Source organism: Peribacillus sp. TE19612, from assembly GCF_056279465.1.
Genome location: NZ_JBWCCL010000015.1, coordinates 102,744 through 121,543 on the forward strand (window position 1 = coordinate 102,744; position 18,800 = coordinate 121,543).

At 42.7% G+C, this 18,800-nt stretch carries 19 protein-coding genes; 1 reads left to right on the forward strand and 18 read right to left on the reverse strand.

The window, feature by feature from the left end:
* Positions 1-139: 139 nt before the first annotated feature.
* The 5 genes from ACZ9AO_RS22525 to ACZ9AO_RS22545 form a co-directional block, all read right to left on the reverse strand.
* Positions 140-982, reverse strand: a complete 843-nt coding sequence (locus ACZ9AO_RS22525) for a flagellar hook-basal body protein (protein ID WP_476110563.1) — start codon at positions 980-982, stop codon at positions 140-142.
* Between the two features lie 48 nt (positions 983-1,030).
* Complete coding sequence (locus ACZ9AO_RS22530) at positions 1,031-1,870, reverse strand: flagellar hook-basal body protein (protein WP_476110565.1); 840 nt, start codon at positions 1,868-1,870, stop codon at positions 1,031-1,033.
* A 277-nt stretch (positions 1,871-2,147) separates the two neighbouring features.
* Complete coding sequence (gene mreB / locus ACZ9AO_RS22535; protein WP_048685812.1) at positions 2,148-3,149, reverse strand: rod shape-determining protein; 1,002 nt, start codon at positions 3,147-3,149, stop codon at positions 2,148-2,150.
* A 308-nt stretch (positions 3,150-3,457) separates the two neighbouring features.
* Complete coding sequence (gene spoIIID, locus ACZ9AO_RS22540; protein WP_034315767.1) at positions 3,458-3,730, reverse strand: sporulation transcriptional regulator SpoIIID; 273 nt, start codon at positions 3,728-3,730, stop codon at positions 3,458-3,460.
* Positions 3,731-4,164: 434 nt separating this feature from the next.
* Positions 4,165-5,154, reverse strand: coding sequence for a peptidoglycan DD-metalloendopeptidase family protein (locus tag ACZ9AO_RS22545; RefSeq protein ID WP_262870962.1), 990 nt, complete (start codon positions 5,152-5,154; stop codon positions 4,165-4,167).
* Positions 5,155-5,307: 153 nt separating this feature from the next.
* On the opposite strand from ACZ9AO_RS22545, the gene ACZ9AO_RS22550 reads away from it, so the two are divergent.
* A complete protein-coding gene (locus ACZ9AO_RS22550; protein WP_476110568.1) occupies positions 5,308-5,733 on the forward strand; it encodes a VanZ family protein in 426 nt (141 codons plus the stop codon).
* A 20-nt stretch (positions 5,734-5,753) separates the two neighbouring features.
* Here the strand turns inward: ACZ9AO_RS22550 and spoIID are convergent, their stop codons facing one another.
* From spoIID to ACZ9AO_RS22615, 13 genes are all read right to left on the reverse strand, one after another.
* Positions 5,754-6,791, reverse strand: a complete 1,038-nt coding sequence (gene spoIID, locus ACZ9AO_RS22555) for a stage II sporulation protein D (RefSeq protein ID WP_226990485.1) — start codon at positions 6,789-6,791, stop codon at positions 5,754-5,756.
* A gap of 202 nt (positions 6,792-6,993) precedes the next feature.
* On the reverse strand, positions 6,994-8,295 hold the full coding sequence (murA, locus tag ACZ9AO_RS22560) for a UDP-N-acetylglucosamine 1-carboxyvinyltransferase (protein ID WP_034315774.1): 1,302 nt from the start codon (positions 8,293-8,295) through the stop codon (positions 6,994-6,996).
* A 32-nt stretch (positions 8,296-8,327) separates the two neighbouring features.
* The gene (locus ACZ9AO_RS22565; RefSeq protein WP_251540659.1) at positions 8,328-9,077 is read right to left on the reverse strand and encodes a YwmB family TATA-box binding protein; all 750 of its coding nucleotides are present in this window, start codon (positions 9,075-9,077) and stop codon (positions 8,328-8,330) included.
* A gap of 158 nt (positions 9,078-9,235) precedes the next feature.
* Complete coding sequence (locus ACZ9AO_RS22570) at positions 9,236-9,478, reverse strand: DUF1146 family protein (protein WP_034315776.1); 243 nt, start codon at positions 9,476-9,478, stop codon at positions 9,236-9,238.
* Positions 9,479-9,627: 149 nt separating this feature from the next.
* Positions 9,628-11,154: an NADH-quinone oxidoreductase subunit NuoN gene (nuoN, locus tag ACZ9AO_RS22575; protein ID WP_251540661.1), complete on the reverse strand. Its 1,527-nt coding sequence runs from the start codon at positions 11,152-11,154 to the stop codon at positions 9,628-9,630.
* A 3-nt stretch (positions 11,155-11,157) separates the two neighbouring features.
* Positions 11,158-12,681: a complex I subunit 4 family protein gene (locus ACZ9AO_RS22580; protein ID WP_251540663.1), complete on the reverse strand. Its 1,524-nt coding sequence runs from the start codon at positions 12,679-12,681 to the stop codon at positions 11,158-11,160.
* On the reverse strand, positions 12,678-14,546 hold the full coding sequence (gene nuoL, locus ACZ9AO_RS22585) for an NADH-quinone oxidoreductase subunit L (RefSeq protein ID WP_476110571.1): 1,869 nt from the start codon (positions 14,544-14,546) through the stop codon (positions 12,678-12,680). The genes ACZ9AO_RS22580 and nuoL overlap by 4 nt, the downstream gene beginning before the upstream one ends.
* 34 nt (positions 14,547-14,580) lie before the next feature.
* Entirely contained in the window at positions 14,581-14,895 is a 315-nt protein-coding gene (gene nuoK / locus ACZ9AO_RS22590; RefSeq protein ID WP_034315785.1) for an NADH-quinone oxidoreductase subunit NuoK, read from the reverse strand.
* Positions 14,892-15,410, reverse strand: a complete 519-nt coding sequence (locus ACZ9AO_RS22595) for an NADH-quinone oxidoreductase subunit J (protein ID WP_251540666.1) — start codon at positions 15,408-15,410, stop codon at positions 14,892-14,894. The genes nuoK and ACZ9AO_RS22595 overlap by 4 nt, the downstream gene beginning before the upstream one ends.
* Complete coding sequence (gene nuoI / locus ACZ9AO_RS22600; protein ID WP_048685828.1) at positions 15,407-15,826, reverse strand: NADH-quinone oxidoreductase subunit NuoI; 420 nt, start codon at positions 15,824-15,826, stop codon at positions 15,407-15,409. The genes ACZ9AO_RS22595 and nuoI overlap by 4 nt, the downstream gene beginning before the upstream one ends.
* Positions 15,827-15,859: 33 nt before the next feature.
* A complete protein-coding gene (gene nuoH / locus ACZ9AO_RS22605) occupies positions 15,860-16,867 on the reverse strand; it encodes an NADH-quinone oxidoreductase subunit NuoH (RefSeq protein WP_063595718.1) in 1,008 nt (335 codons plus the stop codon).
* Positions 16,868-17,965, reverse strand: coding sequence for an NADH-quinone oxidoreductase subunit D (locus ACZ9AO_RS22610; protein ID WP_048685832.1), 1,098 nt, complete (start codon positions 17,963-17,965; stop codon positions 16,868-16,870).
* Between the two features lie 5 nt (positions 17,966-17,970).
* Positions 17,971-18,800: NADH-quinone oxidoreductase subunit C (locus tag ACZ9AO_RS22615; protein WP_476110575.1), on the reverse strand; the 830-nt coding region annotated here is incomplete at its 5' end.

The following is an 18,800-nucleotide window of genomic DNA, read 5'->3' on the forward strand; positions in this document are numbered from 1 at the left end:
CTCGCCGACTGATTTCCCCGATACGCCAGAAATTCAGCAGCTATGCAAAATGGTCGGCACGAATGATTTCTCTTGTTATGAATTCATTATAACCGATTTGCTCTAATTCCGCAGGGAGACATTTTATTTACCAGTTACCTTAACGGATTCCATTGACTAATCCGCTCATTTGATCAGCCATCGTTACCGCCCGGGATTGAAATTGGTAAGAGCGCTGAACATTGATTAGATCCGTCATTTCTTTGGAAAGATCGACATTTGAGGACTCCAGAGTACCTTGACGGACTGCTGCCTGGTTGCGGGAATCCCCTGTTAATGCAGTCATGATATCGTCTTCCGTAACACCCAAGGCAGTGAAGTTTTTGGGCAGGCCAAGTAAATTCCCGCCTAGCCGGTCAAGAAATTGCGGTTTCTTTACCGAGACTATTCCGAGCCCAAAACTCTTTTCGCCAAATTCTTCCGTATCCACTATCAATAAGCCATTTTCCGAAATCTTAATGTCTTTAATATTTCCCTCTATGAGGATCGGTTCACCATTTTCATCAAGTACTTTATGTCCAGCAGAGGTGACAAGCATCATTTGGTCGTTAGCATTAGGGGATAAATAAAAGGCACCATCCCTTGTAAGCCTTGTATTGACCCCATTATCGTCCTGAACGCTTACGGTGAAGAATTGGTCATCCCGGGTGAATGCGGCATCAAGGTTGCGGTCCGTCGTCTTTAAGGCACCCTGTGAAAGCACCAATTGAGATTGGCTTATCATAGCACCTGTTCCCTGCCGGATGCCAGGTGCGGTCAACCTTCCTTTTTCCTTTGTCTCACTCGGTTGATTATTGAAACTCTGTGTCAATAAGTCATTGAAACTCGTTTGGGTCTTTTTGTAGGCTGTCGTGTCCACATTCGCGATATTATTACTTATTTGATCGATTTTACTCTGAAGTTGGTTCAGCGTATTCGTCGCCGTCATCATCGTCCGGTTCATGGTTTTTCCCCTTACAGTTCAAATTTCCGAATTTCACCTACTGCTCAATTAAAGCCTGCCAACTTCATTGACCGCTTTATCCAAACTTTTATCATAGGCTTGAAGCACCTTCTGACTCGCTTCAAAAGAGCGGTATGCCGACATCATTTCTGTCATCGTTCTCGATTGGTCAACATTGGAGCCTTCAAGAAAGCCCTGCTCAGTGGAAAAACTGACATCCGCAGCCGCGTATGCGCTAGGTAAATCCCCATCATTCACAGCCTTATATAGGCCTTCGCCATCTTTCATGAGCTGTAATGACGGATCATCCGAATAACCGATCCCCAAACGTGCGGTTTGAACATTTCCTTCTAAAATAACACCGTTTTCCGCTACTGTGAATCGATCGCTATCAAGCTGGATCTTTTCATTATTTTCGTTTAATACATAATGACCGGACGGCGTAGTCAGATAACCTTGCCCATCCAGGGTGAAACTGCCGTTACGCGTATAACGGATAGCACCATCGCCATCCTGGACAGTAAAAAACACCGAGCCTTGCCGACCCGTTTCCTCATTGATCGGTAGGTTTTCATCAACAAGGGAAATATCCGTATTAAGCTGGGTTTCCTCCAATGTGCCCTGTGTAAATAAAGGATTCGCCTCCTGTACGTAAACACCCGTACTGAGCCCCCCAACCTGGGAAAAGTTAGACATGCTCAATTTGCTCTCTGTGGGAACCGTTTCATCACCCATGCTGCTTATGAGCATTTCCGGAAAAGACCTTACACTCAATTGATCCGCTTTATACCCTGTTGTATTCGCATTGGACATATTGTTTGTGAGTAATTCCGTGCGCCTTTGCTGTGCAAGCATCCCGGAAGCAGCCGTATAAAAACCTCTTAACATCCTCTTCACTCCCCAATCTACATAACTTATCCGTTCAATATCTCATATCTATCTTATCGGTCATGAACATCAGTATCTTAAGGAAAAGGAGAAGCATTAGGCAGAAGAATTTGTCATATCGTAGGCTAGGTCAAATTTAAAGGAATGGTGTTAAATTCTCGACTAAAAGAAGAGGGCCTATTGCTCATCAGTACTGGAACTGCACGCACTTTCACTATGCCTCACGTTTGTCTGAACCTTAGACCCCTATCTTATGATGCGGATTTCCACCCGCTTTTTAGTTGAATTTGTGCCGTGGCAATTTATCCATATTATCAAGCATGATACCGGTTCCGATTGCTACACAATCCATCGGCTGCTCGGCAACGAGCACTGGGACCTTAAGTTCTTCAGCAAGAAGTAAATCAATCCCGTGAAGCAAGGCTCCCCCGCCTGTTAAAATGACGCCGCGGTCGATGATATCAGCAGAAAGTTCTGGCGGCGTCCGCTCAAGTACGCTTTTTGCAGCTTGTACAATGATGGAAACCTGCTCGCGAAGAGCCTCCTCAATTTCTTCAGAATTGACCGAAATGGTTCTAGGCAATCCCGATACCATATCACGCCCACGGATATCGATGACTTCATTACGAGATCCAGGGAAGACGGTTGCAACCTGGATTTTAATGTTCTCCGCTGTACGTTCACCAATCAGGAGCTTATACTTCCGCTTGATATAATGTAATATTTCATTATCGAATTTGTCACCGGCCATTTTAATGGATGAAGATGTAACGATATCCCCCATTGAAAGAACGGCAATATCCGTTGTACCACCGCCAATGTCCACGACCATATTGCCGCTTGGCTGAAAAATATCCATACCGGCACCGATTGCAGCCACTTTCGGCTCTTCTTCAAGGTATACTTTCTTCCCGCCGCTTTTTTCGGCAGCTTCTTTAATCGCCTTTTGTTCGACACTTGTTATGTTGGTCGGGCAGCAAATTAAAATTCTAGGCTTTGAAAGGAAGCCTTTCACATTCAATGTATTGATAAAATGCTTAAGCATCGATTCTGTTACATCGAAATCTGCAATGACACCGTCTTTTAAAGGACGGATTGCGATGATGTTTCCTGGAGTACGGCCTACCATTTTTCGAGCTTCTTCCCCGACGGCAAGAACACGGTTCGTATTTTTATCAATCGCCACTACCGAAGGCTCATTTAACACAATTCCTTTACCTTTGACATGTATAAGAACATTGGCTGTTCCAAGATCTATCCCAATATCTCTAGCAAACATTTCTTAAATCCTCCTTGAATATCCTCACATATAACCTACTTCTGTCCTAATTGTTTATTTTACCATATTGCATTGACACAAGTAAGTATGAATTATAAATAAACACTAATACAGACTATTATTTCCTATTTTGACAATATGTAAAAAAAATCAATGCCCAATGTACTACCTTACCGTATTTTCCCATTAAAAAAATCCCGGCATGGAACCGCAATCAAGGTTAAGAAAAAGCTGACACTCACTTTCATGTCCCCTTATTCATTCCCCGATAGCCCGATTCACTTCCAATTGCCGGAATGATTCAAGTATCATTTAACGATTTCTTCTTCTCTTTCAGAACGTTTGTATTTTAATTTTGTCGCTTCTCCACCTCTAAGGTGACGAATGGATTTATGATAATCCAATATATCCTTCACTTCGTTAGCCAAATCAGGATTAATTTCTGGCAGCCTCTCAGTTAAGTCTTTATGCACTGTGCTTTTAGAGACTCCGAACTCTTTTGCAATGACGCGGACTGTTTTTCTAGTTTCCACGATATACTTTCCTATCTTGATAGTTCTTTCTTTGATGTAATCGTGCACACCACTCGACCTCCCCAAATTGGATGTGAGAAGTGTGAAATGAGATTCGTATTTTTCGAATCGAATACCGCTGCCCTATAAACAATGAAAGATAGAATTATTCACCTATTAGATAATTTGTAATAAACGATTCCTCACCTCAAACACTCTCTTTGCATGGTTTATAACATCTTATTAGCTTGGTTAAGAATATATGCCTAATGGGACAGGAGGTTTGGATATATTTCTGATTTTCATCTGTTTATTTTCATTAAGCGTAAATTATTTCCCGAGAAATTTGTCAGAAATTCAAAGGTTTCAGCATATTGGCCAATATTTTCCCGTAAGAAAAAAAGAAGCCGTTCAAAGTGAACGGCCTCCTTTTACCAAATTTTCAGTTGTTGTCATTCGTAACGCTCTAGGTTTTTGTTTTGATTTTATTAAAAATCTTAATCTTAATTAGATTGATTTAACGAATCTTTTAAGGAATCGCTTTCTTCAGTTGTATCTTCACCAGGGACAGAGCCTTCCTCATCAGTGCCACTCTCTAAATCAGTGCTCTCGTCAGTTTCGTCAACTGCAGGCGTTTCTTCTTTATCAGCTTCAGATCCTTCAACTGCAGGTGTTTCTTCTTTGTCAGCTTCAGATCCTTCGACTGCAGGTGTTTCTTTGTCAGCTTCAGATCCTTCGACTGCAGGTGTTTCTTTGTCAGCTTCAGACCCTTCGACTGCAGGTGTTTCTTCTTTATCAGCTTCGGCTTCAGTTGCAGATTGGATCGCAGAAGCTTGTTTATCAACAAAATCAAGTGGGTTTAACGCAATGTTATCTTTTCTGATTTCGAAGTGGACATGCACGCCAGCCTCTTCATTGATTTGGCTTTTTCCGGCTGTAGCTATTGCTTGTCCTTGTTTCACTTTGTCACCAACTGCAACCTTAATGTCTTTAACAGATTGATAACGAGTAACAACGCCATCTTCATGCTCTACTTCAACTAAATTTCCAAGTAACGCATCGTCTTGGACTTTCGTTACATTTCCACTTAAGGAAGCTTTTACATCGAAAGACTTTCCATCTTCCATTGCAATGTCTATACCTTTGTTTTGCTCATATCTATTGTTGTAGAAAACCAATGCTTCTTCTTGTGCCTTTTCATCCGCATTCACATCATAAAACTGTTTCTTGATAACCGATTTGTCTGCATCGGCTACAGGCATCTTGATTGTCTCAAGATTGCTATTAACCTCTACAGAAGGCTCACCATAGTTTTTTCCTGTTTCAGCCGATTCCTCTTTTCCATCTTTAGCTGAATCATCAAAACTATTTTGTAATAAGAAGGCCGCGGCTAAGATTATGGCTGCACTTGCGATATAGATTGCTGATAATGCCCAACGTTGTTTTAGTATACGTCGGATTGTGGAAGTTGGTTTCTTTTCTTCCTCTCTCATATTAATCACCTCAGCAATCATTCTGAACATTTTGTTAAAATTATATACATTCAGGAAAAAATTTTTTTTGGATTTATTTTGTGGAAATGAAACCGATTTTATTCGTAGAATGGTAAAATGTTTGGTATCTTACTGTTGAAGGATGTTTAAATCATGAAAAAAGCTTTTAAACTTGTGTTAACGTTATTGCCTTTTCTATATATGATTGCCATTTGGATAATGTCGAGCAACCCCGATGATATGATTCTTGATCTTCACTCATCCTCATTTGACCGATTTATCAAAGAGGCACTTCATCTGGTCGAATTTGCCCTTTTGTATATATTATTTGTTTCGGCGCTTGCTGCACACCAAAAACTGAGACCTGGTTTAAGCCTGTTGGCTGCCCTTGTAGCTTGCCTTTATGGAGTGATTGATGAATACCATCAATCTTTCGTCCCGTACCGCTCCTCTAGCTTAATAGATGTCATTAAAGATATCATTGGAGTAGCTGCAGTTTATTTTCATGTCCAATATCATTATTTCAAGCGTAAACGGGGCTTTTTGACCTTTATAGAAAAATTAAACGAAAAGAAATGAGAGATGGGAATTCCCATCTCTCATTTTTTTGCCGTCATCGTATTCAGCCACTTACTTGAAGACTGGACTTTAACGCCTTTATAATAATATTTCACGATGTCTTCATAGGTTTTCCCTTCCCTGGCCATGCCGTTAGCACCGTATTGGCTCATTCCAACTCCGTGTCCAGATCCTTTTGTCGTGATCACAATCTGGTTGCCTTGACGCTCCCAGTCAAAATCGGAAGATGTCAGCCCGAGCTTCTCACGAATCTGTTTTCCTGTCATTTTCTTTCCTCCGATATCCACTACACCTACGCGATTACCTGATGTTCTTTCAATGACAGTTCCTATGGATGCTCCCGAAGAAAGACTTACACCCAATTTATTTTCAAAATCTGCAGTGTCGACTACTACTTTATTATAAAACTTTGGTGATTCTTCTTTATCCCATGGACTGGATACACTTTTTAAATAGGGAAATTCAGCTTGCCAATAGTCCTCGGAATTCTCCGTATAGCCATTGCTTGTCGAAAAAAAAGTGGCAGTAATCGGTTTTCCTTCATAGGTTAAGATTTGACCCGCCGTTTCTTTTATGGCCTTGTTAATTTTTTGCATTTTCCATTTATAATCAGAGCCCCACTGTTTTTTCAGCTCATCATTATTCTTATAAACTTGGTGCATGACCGTATCGCTTACATCGGCACCATCCGGCAAGCCTAATCGACTTTCGCTTATGAGCTGATTGACAATATAGGTTCTCGCCGTCAACGCTTGTGCTTTCAGCGCTTCTTCTTCAAAATCTGCTGGCATTTCAGCTGCAACCACACCACTCAAGTACGATTCAATCGGCAGTTTTTCAATCTTTTTTGCAGATGTGCGGTAAACGGCAACTTCTACGGAACTCATTTCATTTGCTGCTACCTCTTTGCCCTCATTCTTCCCTTTACTTTCCAATTGCTCGGTCAACTGCCCACTTGTCTTATCATTTGAAAATGGAAGCACAAGCACTGCCGGAATCATGATAATTACGAATGCTACTGCTATGAATAGTACGACCATCGGTTTGATTGCTTTCAAATTCCTGAGCCTCCCTACACTTGTTTTCTCTGCCGTATAATCGTATCCAGCAGGTATCTTTACATAACAAATGTATGTCGAAGGACAAGCATTTATGAATAGAAAAACGACAACTATTTAACTGTCGGCCAAGAATCCGGAACATGATAAAAAAAACCATTCACGGTTCGGAGACTCGAACGTGAATGGTTTTATAAGCTACTTATGCGTTTAAATCTGCAATTTTTTTTGTTTCAGCAGGCACATCTTCGTTAATACGTTCCACATCAGCACCTAGAGATGCCAATTTACCATGGAAATTCACGTAACCTCTGTCAAGATGCTTCAATTCTGTAACACGTGTAATGCCATCTGCAACCAATCCAGTCAGGATGAGCGCTGCCGCGGCACGTAAATCTGTTGCAGCTACTTCAGCACCTTGAATGTTAGTTGGACCATTAACGATAACGGAACGGCCTTCTATTTTAATATTGGCATTCATGCGACGGAATTCTTCAACATGCATGAAACGGTTTTCGAAAACGGTCTCCGTAATCATACTTGTTCCTTCAGCACGCAGTAATAATGCCATCATTTGCGATTGCATATCAGTCGGGAAACCAGGATGCGGCATTGTTTTGATGTCAATGGCCTTCAAGGTTTTTGGACCGATAACGCGTAATCCATCTTCTTCTTCAAGAATTTTAACGCCCATTTCCTCCATTTTAGCAATAAGGGAAGTAAGGTGTTCAGGTACAGCTCCTTGAACAAGAACATTGCCGCCAGTAAGAGCGGCCGCTGTCATGAATGTACCAGCTTCGATACGGTCAGGTATAATCGTATGTTCAGTGCCATATAATTTATCGACACCTTCGATTCTCATCGTACCAGTACCGGCACCTCTGACTTTGGCACCCATTTTATTAAGGAGATTCGCAAGATCTACAATTTCAGGCTCTTTGGCCACATTTTCAAGAATCGTAATACCTTCAGCAAGCGTAGCAGCCATCATGATGTTTTCGGTGGCACCTACACTTGGGAAGTCAAGATACACTCTTGCACCCTTAAGTCTGCCTTCTACCTCGGCATCAATGAAACCATTGCCGACCTTCACTTTTGCTCCCATCGCTTCAAAGCCCTTTAAATGCTGATCGATAGGACGTGATCCGATGGCACAGCCACCAGGAAGAGCAACGCGGGCCCGGCCATTCCTTGCCAGTAATGAGCCCATCACTAAAACGGAAGCTCTCATTTTACGTACATATTCAAATGGTGCTTCTTCTAATAACTCTCTTGATGCATCTACAGTTACTTGATTGTCATGAAAGGCAACATCTGCATTTAAGTTGCGCAATACTTCATTGATTGTATATACATCGGAGAGCGTAGGAACATCTTTAATGATACTTTTCCCATCACTTGCTAATAATGTTGCAGCGATAACTGGCAAAACGGCGTTTTTAGCACCTTCTACTTTAACTGTCCCGCTAAGCCTTTTTCCGCCGCGGACGATGATTTTTTCCAAAAGTATTCCCCTCCGCGTCCATTTTCTCTATATTAATATTCAAACGTTATGATTGGTGTGCCAACTACAAAGTTCGTTCGGTCACCCAATCCTTCTGTCCGTAGCCCAAACTGCAAATTTAATTTTTCTTTTGTCAAAGGTTGTTTAAACAATGTTGAATGTGCAGATATAGATGTAAAGTTTGTTTCGTGCACACTCTCAATTTCCCTTGCTTGGAACATATCTAACAGGTCTTCAGTTTTAGAGTTTAAAACCGAATCCATATTATCATTGATAGACCCTTTAATACAAGAAAAAATTGAAGGAGTTCCTATAAATAGGTCATTCACCCTGTTTTGGAACGTAGCGGTAAAAAAGGCAGTATTGTCTTTCTTCCACTTTTTCCCCTTCACTTCGTAAATAACATAGGTAACTTTATCAAATTTCTCTTCCGTTGTCATTATTTTGATAGACTCGGTCAGACCTGAATCGACATTGTAAGTTAACGCCTCAGCCTTCCAGCCGGAAGCATCATCTTTCCGGTGCCATTGAAATTGAGGGTATTTTCGTTTTAAAGCTGTAACTTCGCTTTCAAACTCTTGTTTAGTTGTAATCTCTTTATTTATTTCTCTAGTGAGTACAGACCAATCCCCTATGTCTAAATCTTTATCTTCCTGTAACAGTCCCACCATTTTAACGATATCTGGTTTACTTTCTGCCACAATCGTACTATTCCCAATTAAAATCACCATCAAACCGAGAAATACTATGTATGTTAACATTTTTTTATTTAAAAAATACATGTTAAATCCCTCCCCTTTTACACATTCTTTCCATAAGGAGAGAGATCATACTTCGATTTTTCCGACAATTGGTGACACCTTCCCCTTAAACTTGAAGGAAGCAATAGCGAATACAAGAGTAGAATCATATTTTGCTATAAGAAAAGTCTTACAGCATATCAGTCATTACTAAACATATACGGAAGTTGGTTTGCAAATCCCAGGTAGTCAAGGAAGAAATTACTTACAACTGAACCGATGGCAACCGTTAATAAAATATATAATACCCTGGCCTTGATGACCGAATTGGATCTTAACATTTTATCAAAATGTAATGCCTGTAAAGCCCACCAGGTAACTGCGATGAAAAACAAGTGTGCAATTATTCCTGTTAAAGCCTGCTGTCCCATTGCTGAAAACATGTACATACCTCCTAAAAGACACCCGAACTCTATTCTAACACAAAACCCCTTCATATTTGGAATTAAAAAGGAAGAATTGCAAAATATCTTTTTAAAACTGTAAATAGAGGCTTGATCCAATGGAACAAGCCTCTGATACAGGCATTATATCATTTACTCGAAATAAAGTCTGTAAAATCACCAAATTGATCATGAATAAAATCAAAGGCAATATTTGGAGCCACCCCGAAAAGTATGGTGCCTATTACGCATATGATCAATAAGATGTATAGACCCGGACGAATTTTAATGACCTTCCCTGAATGAACCGGTCGGAAAAAGACCTGCACCAATAATCCGAAATAATAAACATAGGACACAATGGTACCTGCAATCATGATTCCCGCAAGGACGAAATGTCCAGGCTCCGTTATGAATGTCCCAAGAAAAATATTGAGCTTGCCTATGAAACCTGTCGTCCCGGGAATTCCAGCAAGCGACAGGATGAATACGGTGAATGCCATGGCAAGATACGGGGATTTCCTCCCCAGTCCTGCAAGAATGCTGATATCTTCGGACCCACTTTGACTGGAAAGCAGCTGAATGACTGCAAATACACCGATATTCATTAATACATAAGCCATTAGGTAAAACCAGACAGTATCCAGGAGGAAATATCCCCCGCCCAATGTTGCCACCGCCACAAGCAGGTAACCCGCATGGGCGATGCTTGAATAGGCAAACATTCGTTTTAAATTTTGCTGCCTTAACGCAACCACATTTCCAATGATGATCGTCAGCCCCGCCAATGAAGCTATATAAATATTATTTTTATCCAAAAAATCGAGCGCCCCGAACGTATCACCGGAAGCTGTTAGGAACAACGAAAGAAAAAGGCGCAGGATGATGACGAAACCCGCCATTTTCGAAATTACGCTCAAGAAGGCTGCGACCGGTGTCGGTGCCCCTTCATAGACATCCGGCGCCCACATATGAAACGGTGCGGCAGCTATCTTGAAGGATACACCGACAAATACCATGAAGAAAGCGAGCCCCATGATGTATTGCAGCTGCCCGTCCGTCATCGCAGCCATCGTCCTGCTCATTTCGCCTAGATTGACGGAACCGGTCACTCCATATAAATAGCTCATCCCGAATAAAGTGATTGCTGTGGAAATGCCTCCGTTTATCACATACTTCATGGACGCTTCGTTGGACTTCCGATCATGCTTGCGCATTCCGACTAATATATAAGATGAAAGTGAAAGAAGTTCCAGTCCAACGAACAGCGTGATCAAATCACCGCTTGAGGACATGACCATCGCTCCAAGCAAAGCGGTCAGGAACAGATAATAAAATTCCCCCCGGTGCTCCCGCAGCCCCTCTTTCGGTTCATATCCTTCAGCCAGAAGGATGATCAGGGCCGCTCCGAATAATAGTAGCAGCTTAAAAGCTTTTGCAAATGAATCTAAACGAAACGTATCGGATAAGATACTGACTGTCTCAAAGGATAGCAGGCTAATCAGTGACAAACATGCCAAAATGATTCCGGTTAGCGCGAGCCATGCCAGTTTTCTCCGATTAAAGTGCTTCGGCCAGAATAAATCCAGTATCGAAAGAATCATGGTCGTTCCAAGAATGATGAATTCAGGCATCATCGCTCCCCAATCATAAGAAAGCATCGTGTTCCAATCCATCCTTCATCGCCCCCCTAGAGCAAGCATCATGGCTTCAATCGTTCCTTGAAGAGGCCCGCCTAACAAATTTGGGTATACCCCAACAGATATTATCAAACTGAGAAGAACCAACGCCGGAAAAAACTCCCAGCCCCTTATGTCCCATTTCTCTTTTTCTATCAAGCTATCATTTTTCCCGAAAGTCATAAGCATGACCGCCCTCAGTACATAAACAGCGGTTAATACCAGCCCGATCACCCCTATTGCCGCAAGCATCGGCTGACTCTTGAATAAGCCAAGAAATACCATGAATTCACTGATGAAGCCGGACATGCCAGGCAAACCGAGTGAAGCCATTCCGCAAGCTAACATAAACCCTGAAAAAATCGGCATCGACTTGGCCAGCCCTCCAAGCTTAGGAAGCATCGTGGTTCCTGTACGTTCATACAACACTCCCACCAAGAAAAACAACAAAGCAGCAATTAGCCCGTGTGAGATGACTTGAAAAATAGCTCCCTGAATGCCCGCTTCATTCAAGGCTCCCAGCCCCATCATGACGATACCCATATGCGAGATTGATGAGTAGGCTAAAACGAGCTTGAAATCCGTTTGTACCAATGCCAGAAAAGCACCATATAAAAAACTGAGGACCCCAAATAGGACAATGGTAAAGGCCAAGCTTTTATATTGTTCAGGAAATATCCCCATTCCAAACCGGATGATTCCGTACGCCCCAATTTTCAATAAGACACCGGCATGTATCATGACTATGGATGGAGGTGCTTCTGCATGGACCCGCACCATCCAGCTATGAAAGGGAAAGACCGGCAGCTTTATCGCAAATGCCACGAGAAATGCAAGACATAAACCATATTTCATCGAACCGGATATGGGTGCAAAAAGCGAAACGCCGCCCATTGTCATCATCTGTGTCAATGCTGCAATGTTGGTCGTACCTGTCCTGGCAAACAAAATCAAAATGGCCACCAATAAAACAGCAGAACCAATGCCATTATAGATCAGAAAACTATAAGAAGCTTTCTCCCTCTCCAGAAAGCCCCATCTGCCAATTAAAAAGAAAGCAGGAATCAAAGTCATTTCGAAAAAGATGAAAAAAAGGATCAAATTTTCTGCCGTGAAGACACCGAGCATTCCAATCTCCAGGGTCAAAAATAATAAATAATACCCTTTCCATTCTTTTTTTATATAAATGGATGCGATTGCGGCCAGTGATGAAATGATTGTTGTCAGTAATATGAAGATGAGACTTAAGCCATCCAGCCCCAACTCAAAATCAACCGTGAAGAGCTTGGGATCATACATCTCCAAATTTCCAAACCTGATCCAATTCAACTTAATGTCAAATATGGATAGGGCCACATCCGAATAATATTGGCTGCAAAGAAAGAATGATAGGAAAAGAGGAGGCAGTGTTCCGAAAAAACCAAATTGTTTAATCGTCCTTTCCTCTTTTTTCGGCATGAGGGCAACCATCACGATGCCCAGCAGCGGTGAAAACACTAAAAGCGAGAGCAAATAGACATTCATCTTAGATACCCCCCAGTTACTGCAAAAATCACCAACAGTACCGCAAGTCCCAGAAAGGCTATCATGCCATATTGCTGTACCTGTCCCGTTTGCAGTTTAGACCCTATTTTCCCTAATCCTTCTATTGAACTTGTTACAGTGGAAACAAGCCCACCAACAATGAACCTTTCAATATAAGATAGGAATATACTAAAGCCTTTGATTGCATAGCCTGCAGTAAATTGGTAAATCTCATCAATGTAATACTTATTTTCCAAAATCCTATATACCTCGGAGTTTTCTTTGACAAGCCATTCCCGAGATAACTTCTTTTTAACGTATATCATATAAGCAAGGTAAATCCCGGCCAGCGACACAAGCACGGCCATCAACATTATCCAAACGGGCCCCTCACTATGGCTGGCGCCTAGAAGAGCTTCATTTCCCTCCACAAGCCACTCCCCAAGAAAAGTTCCAAACCACGGTGTTTGGATATACCCACCGATTACAGCAAGCAAAGCCAATGTAAGCATGGGAATTAGCATGATAAAAGGAGATTCCTTAACCTCTGCTTGACTGCGTGAATCGCCTGCAAACATCATGAAAAACAGCCGGAACATATAAAACGCAGTTAAAAAGGAGGTAACCACCGCTAGACCAAACAATATATAACTACCATTCTCCCAAGCTGCCATTAGAATTTCATCTTTACTGAAAAAGCCCGAGAGCAACGGAAACCCCGATATCGCCAACGTGCCAGTCAAGAACAGCGGACCGGTCCAATTCAACTTACGCCATAAGCCGCCCATTTTTTCCATATCCTGTGTATGTATAGCGTGAATAACACTGCCTGCTGCCAAAAATAGCAAAGCTTTAAAAAAGGCATGGGTCATTAAATGAAACACCCCGGCCACATATCCCGAGGTACCCAAAGCAAGCATCATAAAACCAAGCTGAGAGATGGTCGAATAGGCCAATACACGCTTAACATCCTTTTGCACTATGGCAATGCTTGCGGCAAATATGGCTGTAATCCCACCTGTTATGGCCACTACCTGCATCGCAGCAGAACTAGCCATAAATAACGGAAACATGGCCGCCACCAGGTATACCCCTGCAGCAACCATGGTTGCTGCGTGTATCAATGCGGAAACCGGAGTCGGGCCTTCCATTGCATCCGGAAGCCATGTGTGAAGTGGAAATTGTCCAGACTTCCCAACCGCACCGATAAAAATCAAAATAGCGATTAATGTCAGTTTTTCACTTGATATCATGCCCGACTGAACGGCTTGAAAGATCTCGCCATATTCAAAGCTGCCTGTTTCCCAGAATAGAAGAATGATGCCGATTAATAGCCCTACATCCCCAATCCTGGTCATGATGAATGCCTTCTTCGCCGCAGCCTTGGCTTCCAGTTTATAAAAGTAAAAACCAATGAGCAGGAAAGACCCCACCCCGACCAATTCCCAGAAGATATAAAGTTGTAATAAATTGGGTGCCATGACTAGTCCAAGCATGGCAAAGGTGAAGAAGCCCAGATAAGCATAAAAAATGGAGAATCGCACTTCACCCTTCATATACCCCTTCGAATATATCTGGACAAGCAGGCTGACAAGGGAAACGACCACAAGCATCAAGGCATTGAGCTGATTGATTTCGAATCCAGCTGAAAGTTGCGTCCCTCCGAAGGAAAGCCAATCTATCGATATATTATAAGTAGGTTCTTTAAATCGCTCGATCAGGACAAGCAACGATAAAACGAACGAAGCCACTGTACATATTATTCCTATAAAAGCCCCTCGTTCCCGCAACCGCCCGCCTGATAGAAGCAGAACCAGAAACGTGACGAGTGGAAAGATCGGTATGAGCCATGCGTGCTCCATCATCGTATCAAATCCCCTTCTTCAATTATATAAACCTTCAATTCTTCATCATTTCCATTTCATCGACATTGACCGTCTTACGATTGCGATAAAGGGACATTAGTATGGCCAGCCCTACAGCCGCCTCGGCTGCAGCGATCGTAATCGTGAATAAGGAAAAAACTTGACCCGTTATGGATGGCGTTACCCCGAATTTACTGAAGGCCACTAAATTGATATTTGCAGCGTTCAGCATCAGCTCGATTGAAATCAAAACAATGACCGCATTTCTTTTCGTCAAGGCACCATACAGCCCTATACAAAACAAAACGAGTGCCAATACAAGGTAAGCCGACAAAGGAACTCCCGTCATGATCGATCTCCCTCCTCATCATCTTTTTTAGCCAATACGATGGCACCGACTAAAGCAACAAGCAGGAGTACCGACATCACTTCAAATGGAATTACATATTTTGAAAAAAGTTCGATTCCTATTTGCTTTGTATTTTCCTCATGCAACGCCGTTGGCTGTACAGGTATATCCAGATTATAAACCCCAAGATACACCGCTACGGCAAATCCGGCAATCGCTGCCAGCAAGGAGAAATTCCCCCAGCCCCCTTTAGCCGGTGCATCATTTTCCTGGTGTTTTGTCAGCATAATCCCGAATAGCATCACGATCGTAATTGCCCCTGAATAAATAAGGATTTGGACAATGGCGACAAACTCTGCCGAAAGCAACATATAAATGCCTGCAATGCCCAAGAAAGTAAAAACAAGTGCGATAACCATGTGCACCACTTTTGTTAAGGTAATCAGCAACACCCCGCCAACTATCGCGACAAGTGCCAAACCAATAAAGGCAATTAATTCACCCGACAAACTCATACTTTATTCACCTTCCGGATATTTTCATCATTTTCATCCAGCCACTCCAGGTTTTTAAATAGATGATCACGGCTATACTCGGCCAGCTCGAATTGATTCGTCATCACGATCGCTTCTGTAGGGCAGACCTCCGTACATAAATCACATAAAATGCAAATCTCGAAATTGATGTCATACGTATCGATGATTTTCCCTTTTTTCGACGGGTCCGGATGTTTCTTACCAGTTAATTGAATACAATCCGTTGGACAAATCGTCACGCATTGATTGCATACTATACACTTTTCAGGATAGAATTTTTGGATTCCGCGAAATCGGTCAGGGAGCGGAAGCGGCTCATTCGGGTAGTCATAGGTCACTTTTTTCCTCGTCAAGTTCTTTAATGTATAGGTTAAACCTTTTGCTAAACCAAGCATATAAATCCCTCGCTTTCCGACCAGCTTAAGTTTCTAAAAAAGGTTAAGCAATTCTTTTATTAGTGCCGTCAAAAATATATTTGCCAATGCAACCGGAAGCAGCACTTTCCATCCGAATTCCATCAATTGGTCAGCCCTTATACGAGGAAAGGTTACACGGATCCAGACCAATATATAGAATACGGCACTGAACTTCAGACCGAACCAGATGGCCGCCGGAATAAAATCCAAAAACGGAATAGAATTCCATCCCCCTAAAAATAATACAGTGGTTAGCGTTGCCATTGCAAACATATACACATATTCGGATAACATAAAGAAGGCCCAGCGAAATCCAGAGTATTCAACATGATAGCCTGCAACAAGTTCGGATTCCGCTTCCGGAAGGTCAAAAGGAACCCTGTTCAACTCGGCAACCGATGCAATGAAAAACACGATGAACGCAACCGGCTGAAGAAAAATGAACCAAACCTTTTCCTGGGCTGCAACTATATCATTCAAGTTTAAACTGCCTGTTATGAGGACGATGCCCACTAGCGACATCACCAAAGGGATCTCATAAGATATCATTTGCGCGGCTGCCCTCATTCCGCCAATCAAAGAATACTTATTATTGGATGCCCAACCTGCAGTGACGATGCCGATGGTCGATATGCCGGAAATCGCCATATAATAAAGCAGTCCGACACCTATATCAGCAAATTGGAAGGCATCGGTGAACGGCAAGGTGGCAAGGACCATGAAAGCGGGAGCAAAAGCAATTACCGGAGCTAAAATATATAACGGCTTATCAGCTTTCTTGGGTATCGTATCTTCCTTGATCAGAAGTTTCAAAACATCAGCAACGGTCTGCAAAAGACCCCATTTCCCTCCAATTTGGTTTGGGCCGATACGCATCTGCATGAATCCCATGATTTTACGCTCTGAAAGGATTCCATAGGTTACAAACCCTAATACGACAAACAGGAGCAGGACTGCCAAACCAAAAAAAATGCCAAAATTCAGCAGGCTTGGAGCGGAGTGGAGAAGATCCTTGATCATTTATCCATCCACCTCCCCTAACACGATATCGATTGCACCTAAAATCGTTATCAAGTTCGCCATATTTTCCCCCTCCAATAATTTCGGAAGAATTTGCAGATTATAAAACGAAGGTCTGCGAAATTTCAAGCGGTATGGCTCCTTTTTCCCTTCACTCGCGATATAACAGCCTATTTCCCCTCTTGGTGATTCAATTCGGACAAATGCCTCACCCTTAGGAACCTTTATTATTTTAGGGACCTTAGCAAGGACCGGCCCTTCTGGAAATTGCTCAACCGCCTGCTCGATGATTTTCAGTGACTCTTCGATTTCTTCCATTCTACAATGATAGCGCGAAAAGGCATCACCCTCTTCCCTTGTAGGAACATCGAATGTGAACCTGTCATAAATGGAGTATGGTTCATTTTTCCGTAAATCCCACTTCACACCTGTACACCTTAAGTTGGCACCGCTAAGCGAATACTGCAAGGCTTCTTCCTTCGTATAGATGCCCACCCCTTTAACCCGATTAACAAAGATTTCATTCCCTGTCACAAGCTCATGGTAACCGGCAAGCTGCTCCCTCATATAAGGGACAAACTCGGCAACCTTCGCAATCCAGTCTTCAGGAGCATCCCATTTCACACCTCCGACACGCATATAATTGAATGTTAAGCGTGCCCCTGACAATTCAGTCAATAAATTAACGATCATTTCACGTTCTCGGAATGCGTAAAGGAAAGGACTCGTCGCACCTATATCCAGCAAGTATGTACCCCACCAGACGAGGTGGCTTGCAACTCTGCCCAATTCCATTGCGATGACCCGCAAATATTCTGCCCTTTCAGGGATCTCCACCCCCATCATCGTCTCAACAGCATGGCAAAGCACATAATTATTTGTCATTGCCGCCAGATAATCGAGCCGGTCGGTATATGGGATTATTTGTGTATATTGCAGATTTTCCGCTAGTTTTTCCGTACCGCGATGCAGATACCCAATGACAGGTGTAGCCTCTTTGATAATCTCACCGTCAATCTTGATGACAAGCCGAAAAACACCATGTGTACTCGGATGCTGCGGCCCGACATTGAGAAGCATTTCTTCCGTCCTTAACATAGGGCTTATACCTCCACATCATAAGGCTCATAATCTTTTCTAAGGGGATACCCTTTCCAATCTTCCCCAAGTAAAATCCGCTTTAAATCAGGGTGTTCATAAAAGTTAATGCCCAATAAATCATACGCCTCACATTCTGGCCAATTGGCACCTGACCATAATGGGACCAATGATGGGATAACGGGAGTATCCCTATCAAGCTTCACCTTCAAGGCAACTGATTGGTTCATTTTGAATGAGTGTAAATGTACATAGATTTCCATATGGGATTCAAAATCCGTACCATGAAGTTCCGATAAATACGAAAAATCAAGCTGTTCATCGTACCGCAGAAATTTGGCTATTGAAAAATATGTATCCGGATTGGCCACTAAAGTGGGTACATCTTTTGATAGTCTATTAATATAGTTCTCTAATAATGCCCCTTGTCCTACATGGCTTTCAATAGCAGAAACAATTTGATCAAGTTTCGACTGATTTGGGGAAATTTCGCTAGGGGTGTCAACTTCCTCGCTTTCCTGTACAGCAGTCCTGTTCTTCGCAGCAGCAGCCGCTTTCGCTTTCGCTTTGGCAGCGGCTGCTGCCTTCGCCTTGGCCGCTGCCGCCGCCTTTTGCTTCGCTATGTCCATTTCGCCTTCCGGCTTTTCTGCCGTTTCTTCTTTCGCCTGTTTCCGGGCCAATGCCGCTGCTTTCGCCTTGGCCGCTGCCGCCGCCTTTTGCTTCGCTATATCCATTTCACTTTCCGGCTTTTCTGCCGTTTCTTCTTTCGCCTGTTTCCGGGCCAATGCCGCTGCTTTCGCCTTGGCCGCTGCCGCCGCCTTTTGCTTCGCTATAT

Bases quoted from the DNA above. Each gene is read 5' to 3' on its own strand.
- ACZ9AO_RS22525 (WP_476110563.1), bottom strand. From the start codon at position 982: ATGAACCGGACGATGATGACGGCGACGAATACGCTGAACCAACTTCAG.
- ACZ9AO_RS22530 (WP_476110565.1), bottom strand. From the start codon at position 1,870: ATGTTAAGAGGTTTTTATACGGCTGCTTCCGGGATGCTTGCACAGCAA.
- mreB (WP_048685812.1), bottom strand. From the start codon at position 3,149: ATGTTTGCTAGAGATATTGGGATAGATCTTGGAACAGCCAATGTTCTT.
- ACZ9AO_RS22545 (WP_262870962.1), bottom strand. From the start codon at position 5,154: ATGAGAGAGGAAGAAAAGAAACCAACTTCCACAATCCGACGTATACTA.
- ACZ9AO_RS22550 (WP_476110568.1), top strand. From the start codon at position 5,308: ATGAAAAAAGCTTTTAAACTTGTGTTAACGTTATTGCCTTTTCTATAT.
- ACZ9AO_RS22565 (WP_251540659.1), bottom strand. From the start codon at position 9,077: ATGTATTTTTTAAATAAAAAAATGTTAACATACATAGTATTTCTCGGT.
- ACZ9AO_RS22570 (WP_034315776.1), bottom strand. From the start codon at position 9,478: ATGTTTTCAGCAATGGGACAGCAGGCTTTAACAGGAATAATTGCACAC.
- nuoN (WP_251540661.1), bottom strand. From the start codon at position 11,154: ATGGATTGGAACACGATGCTTTCTTATGATTGGGGAGCGATGATGCCT.
- ACZ9AO_RS22580 (WP_251540663.1), bottom strand. From the start codon at position 12,681: ATGAATGTCTATTTGCTCTCGCTTTTAGTGTTTTCACCGCTGCTGGGC.
- nuoL (WP_476110571.1), bottom strand. From the start codon at position 14,546: ATGATGGAGCACGCATGGCTCATACCGATCTTTCCACTCGTCACGTTT.
- nuoK (WP_034315785.1), bottom strand. From the start codon at position 14,895: ATGACGGGAGTTCCTTTGTCGGCTTACCTTGTATTGGCACTCGTTTTG.
- ACZ9AO_RS22595 (WP_251540666.1), bottom strand. From the start codon at position 15,410: ATGAGTTTGTCGGGTGAATTAATTGCCTTTATTGGTTTGGCACTTGTC.
- nuoI (WP_048685828.1), bottom strand. From the start codon at position 15,826: ATGCTTGGTTTAGCAAAAGGTTTAACCTATACATTAAAGAACTTGACG.
- nuoH (WP_063595718.1), bottom strand. From the start codon at position 16,867: ATGATCAAGGATCTTCTCCACTCCGCTCCAAGCCTGCTGAATTTTGGC.
- ACZ9AO_RS22610 (WP_048685832.1), bottom strand. From the start codon at position 17,965: ATGTTAAGGACGGAAGAAATGCTTCTCAATGTCGGGCCGCAGCATCCG.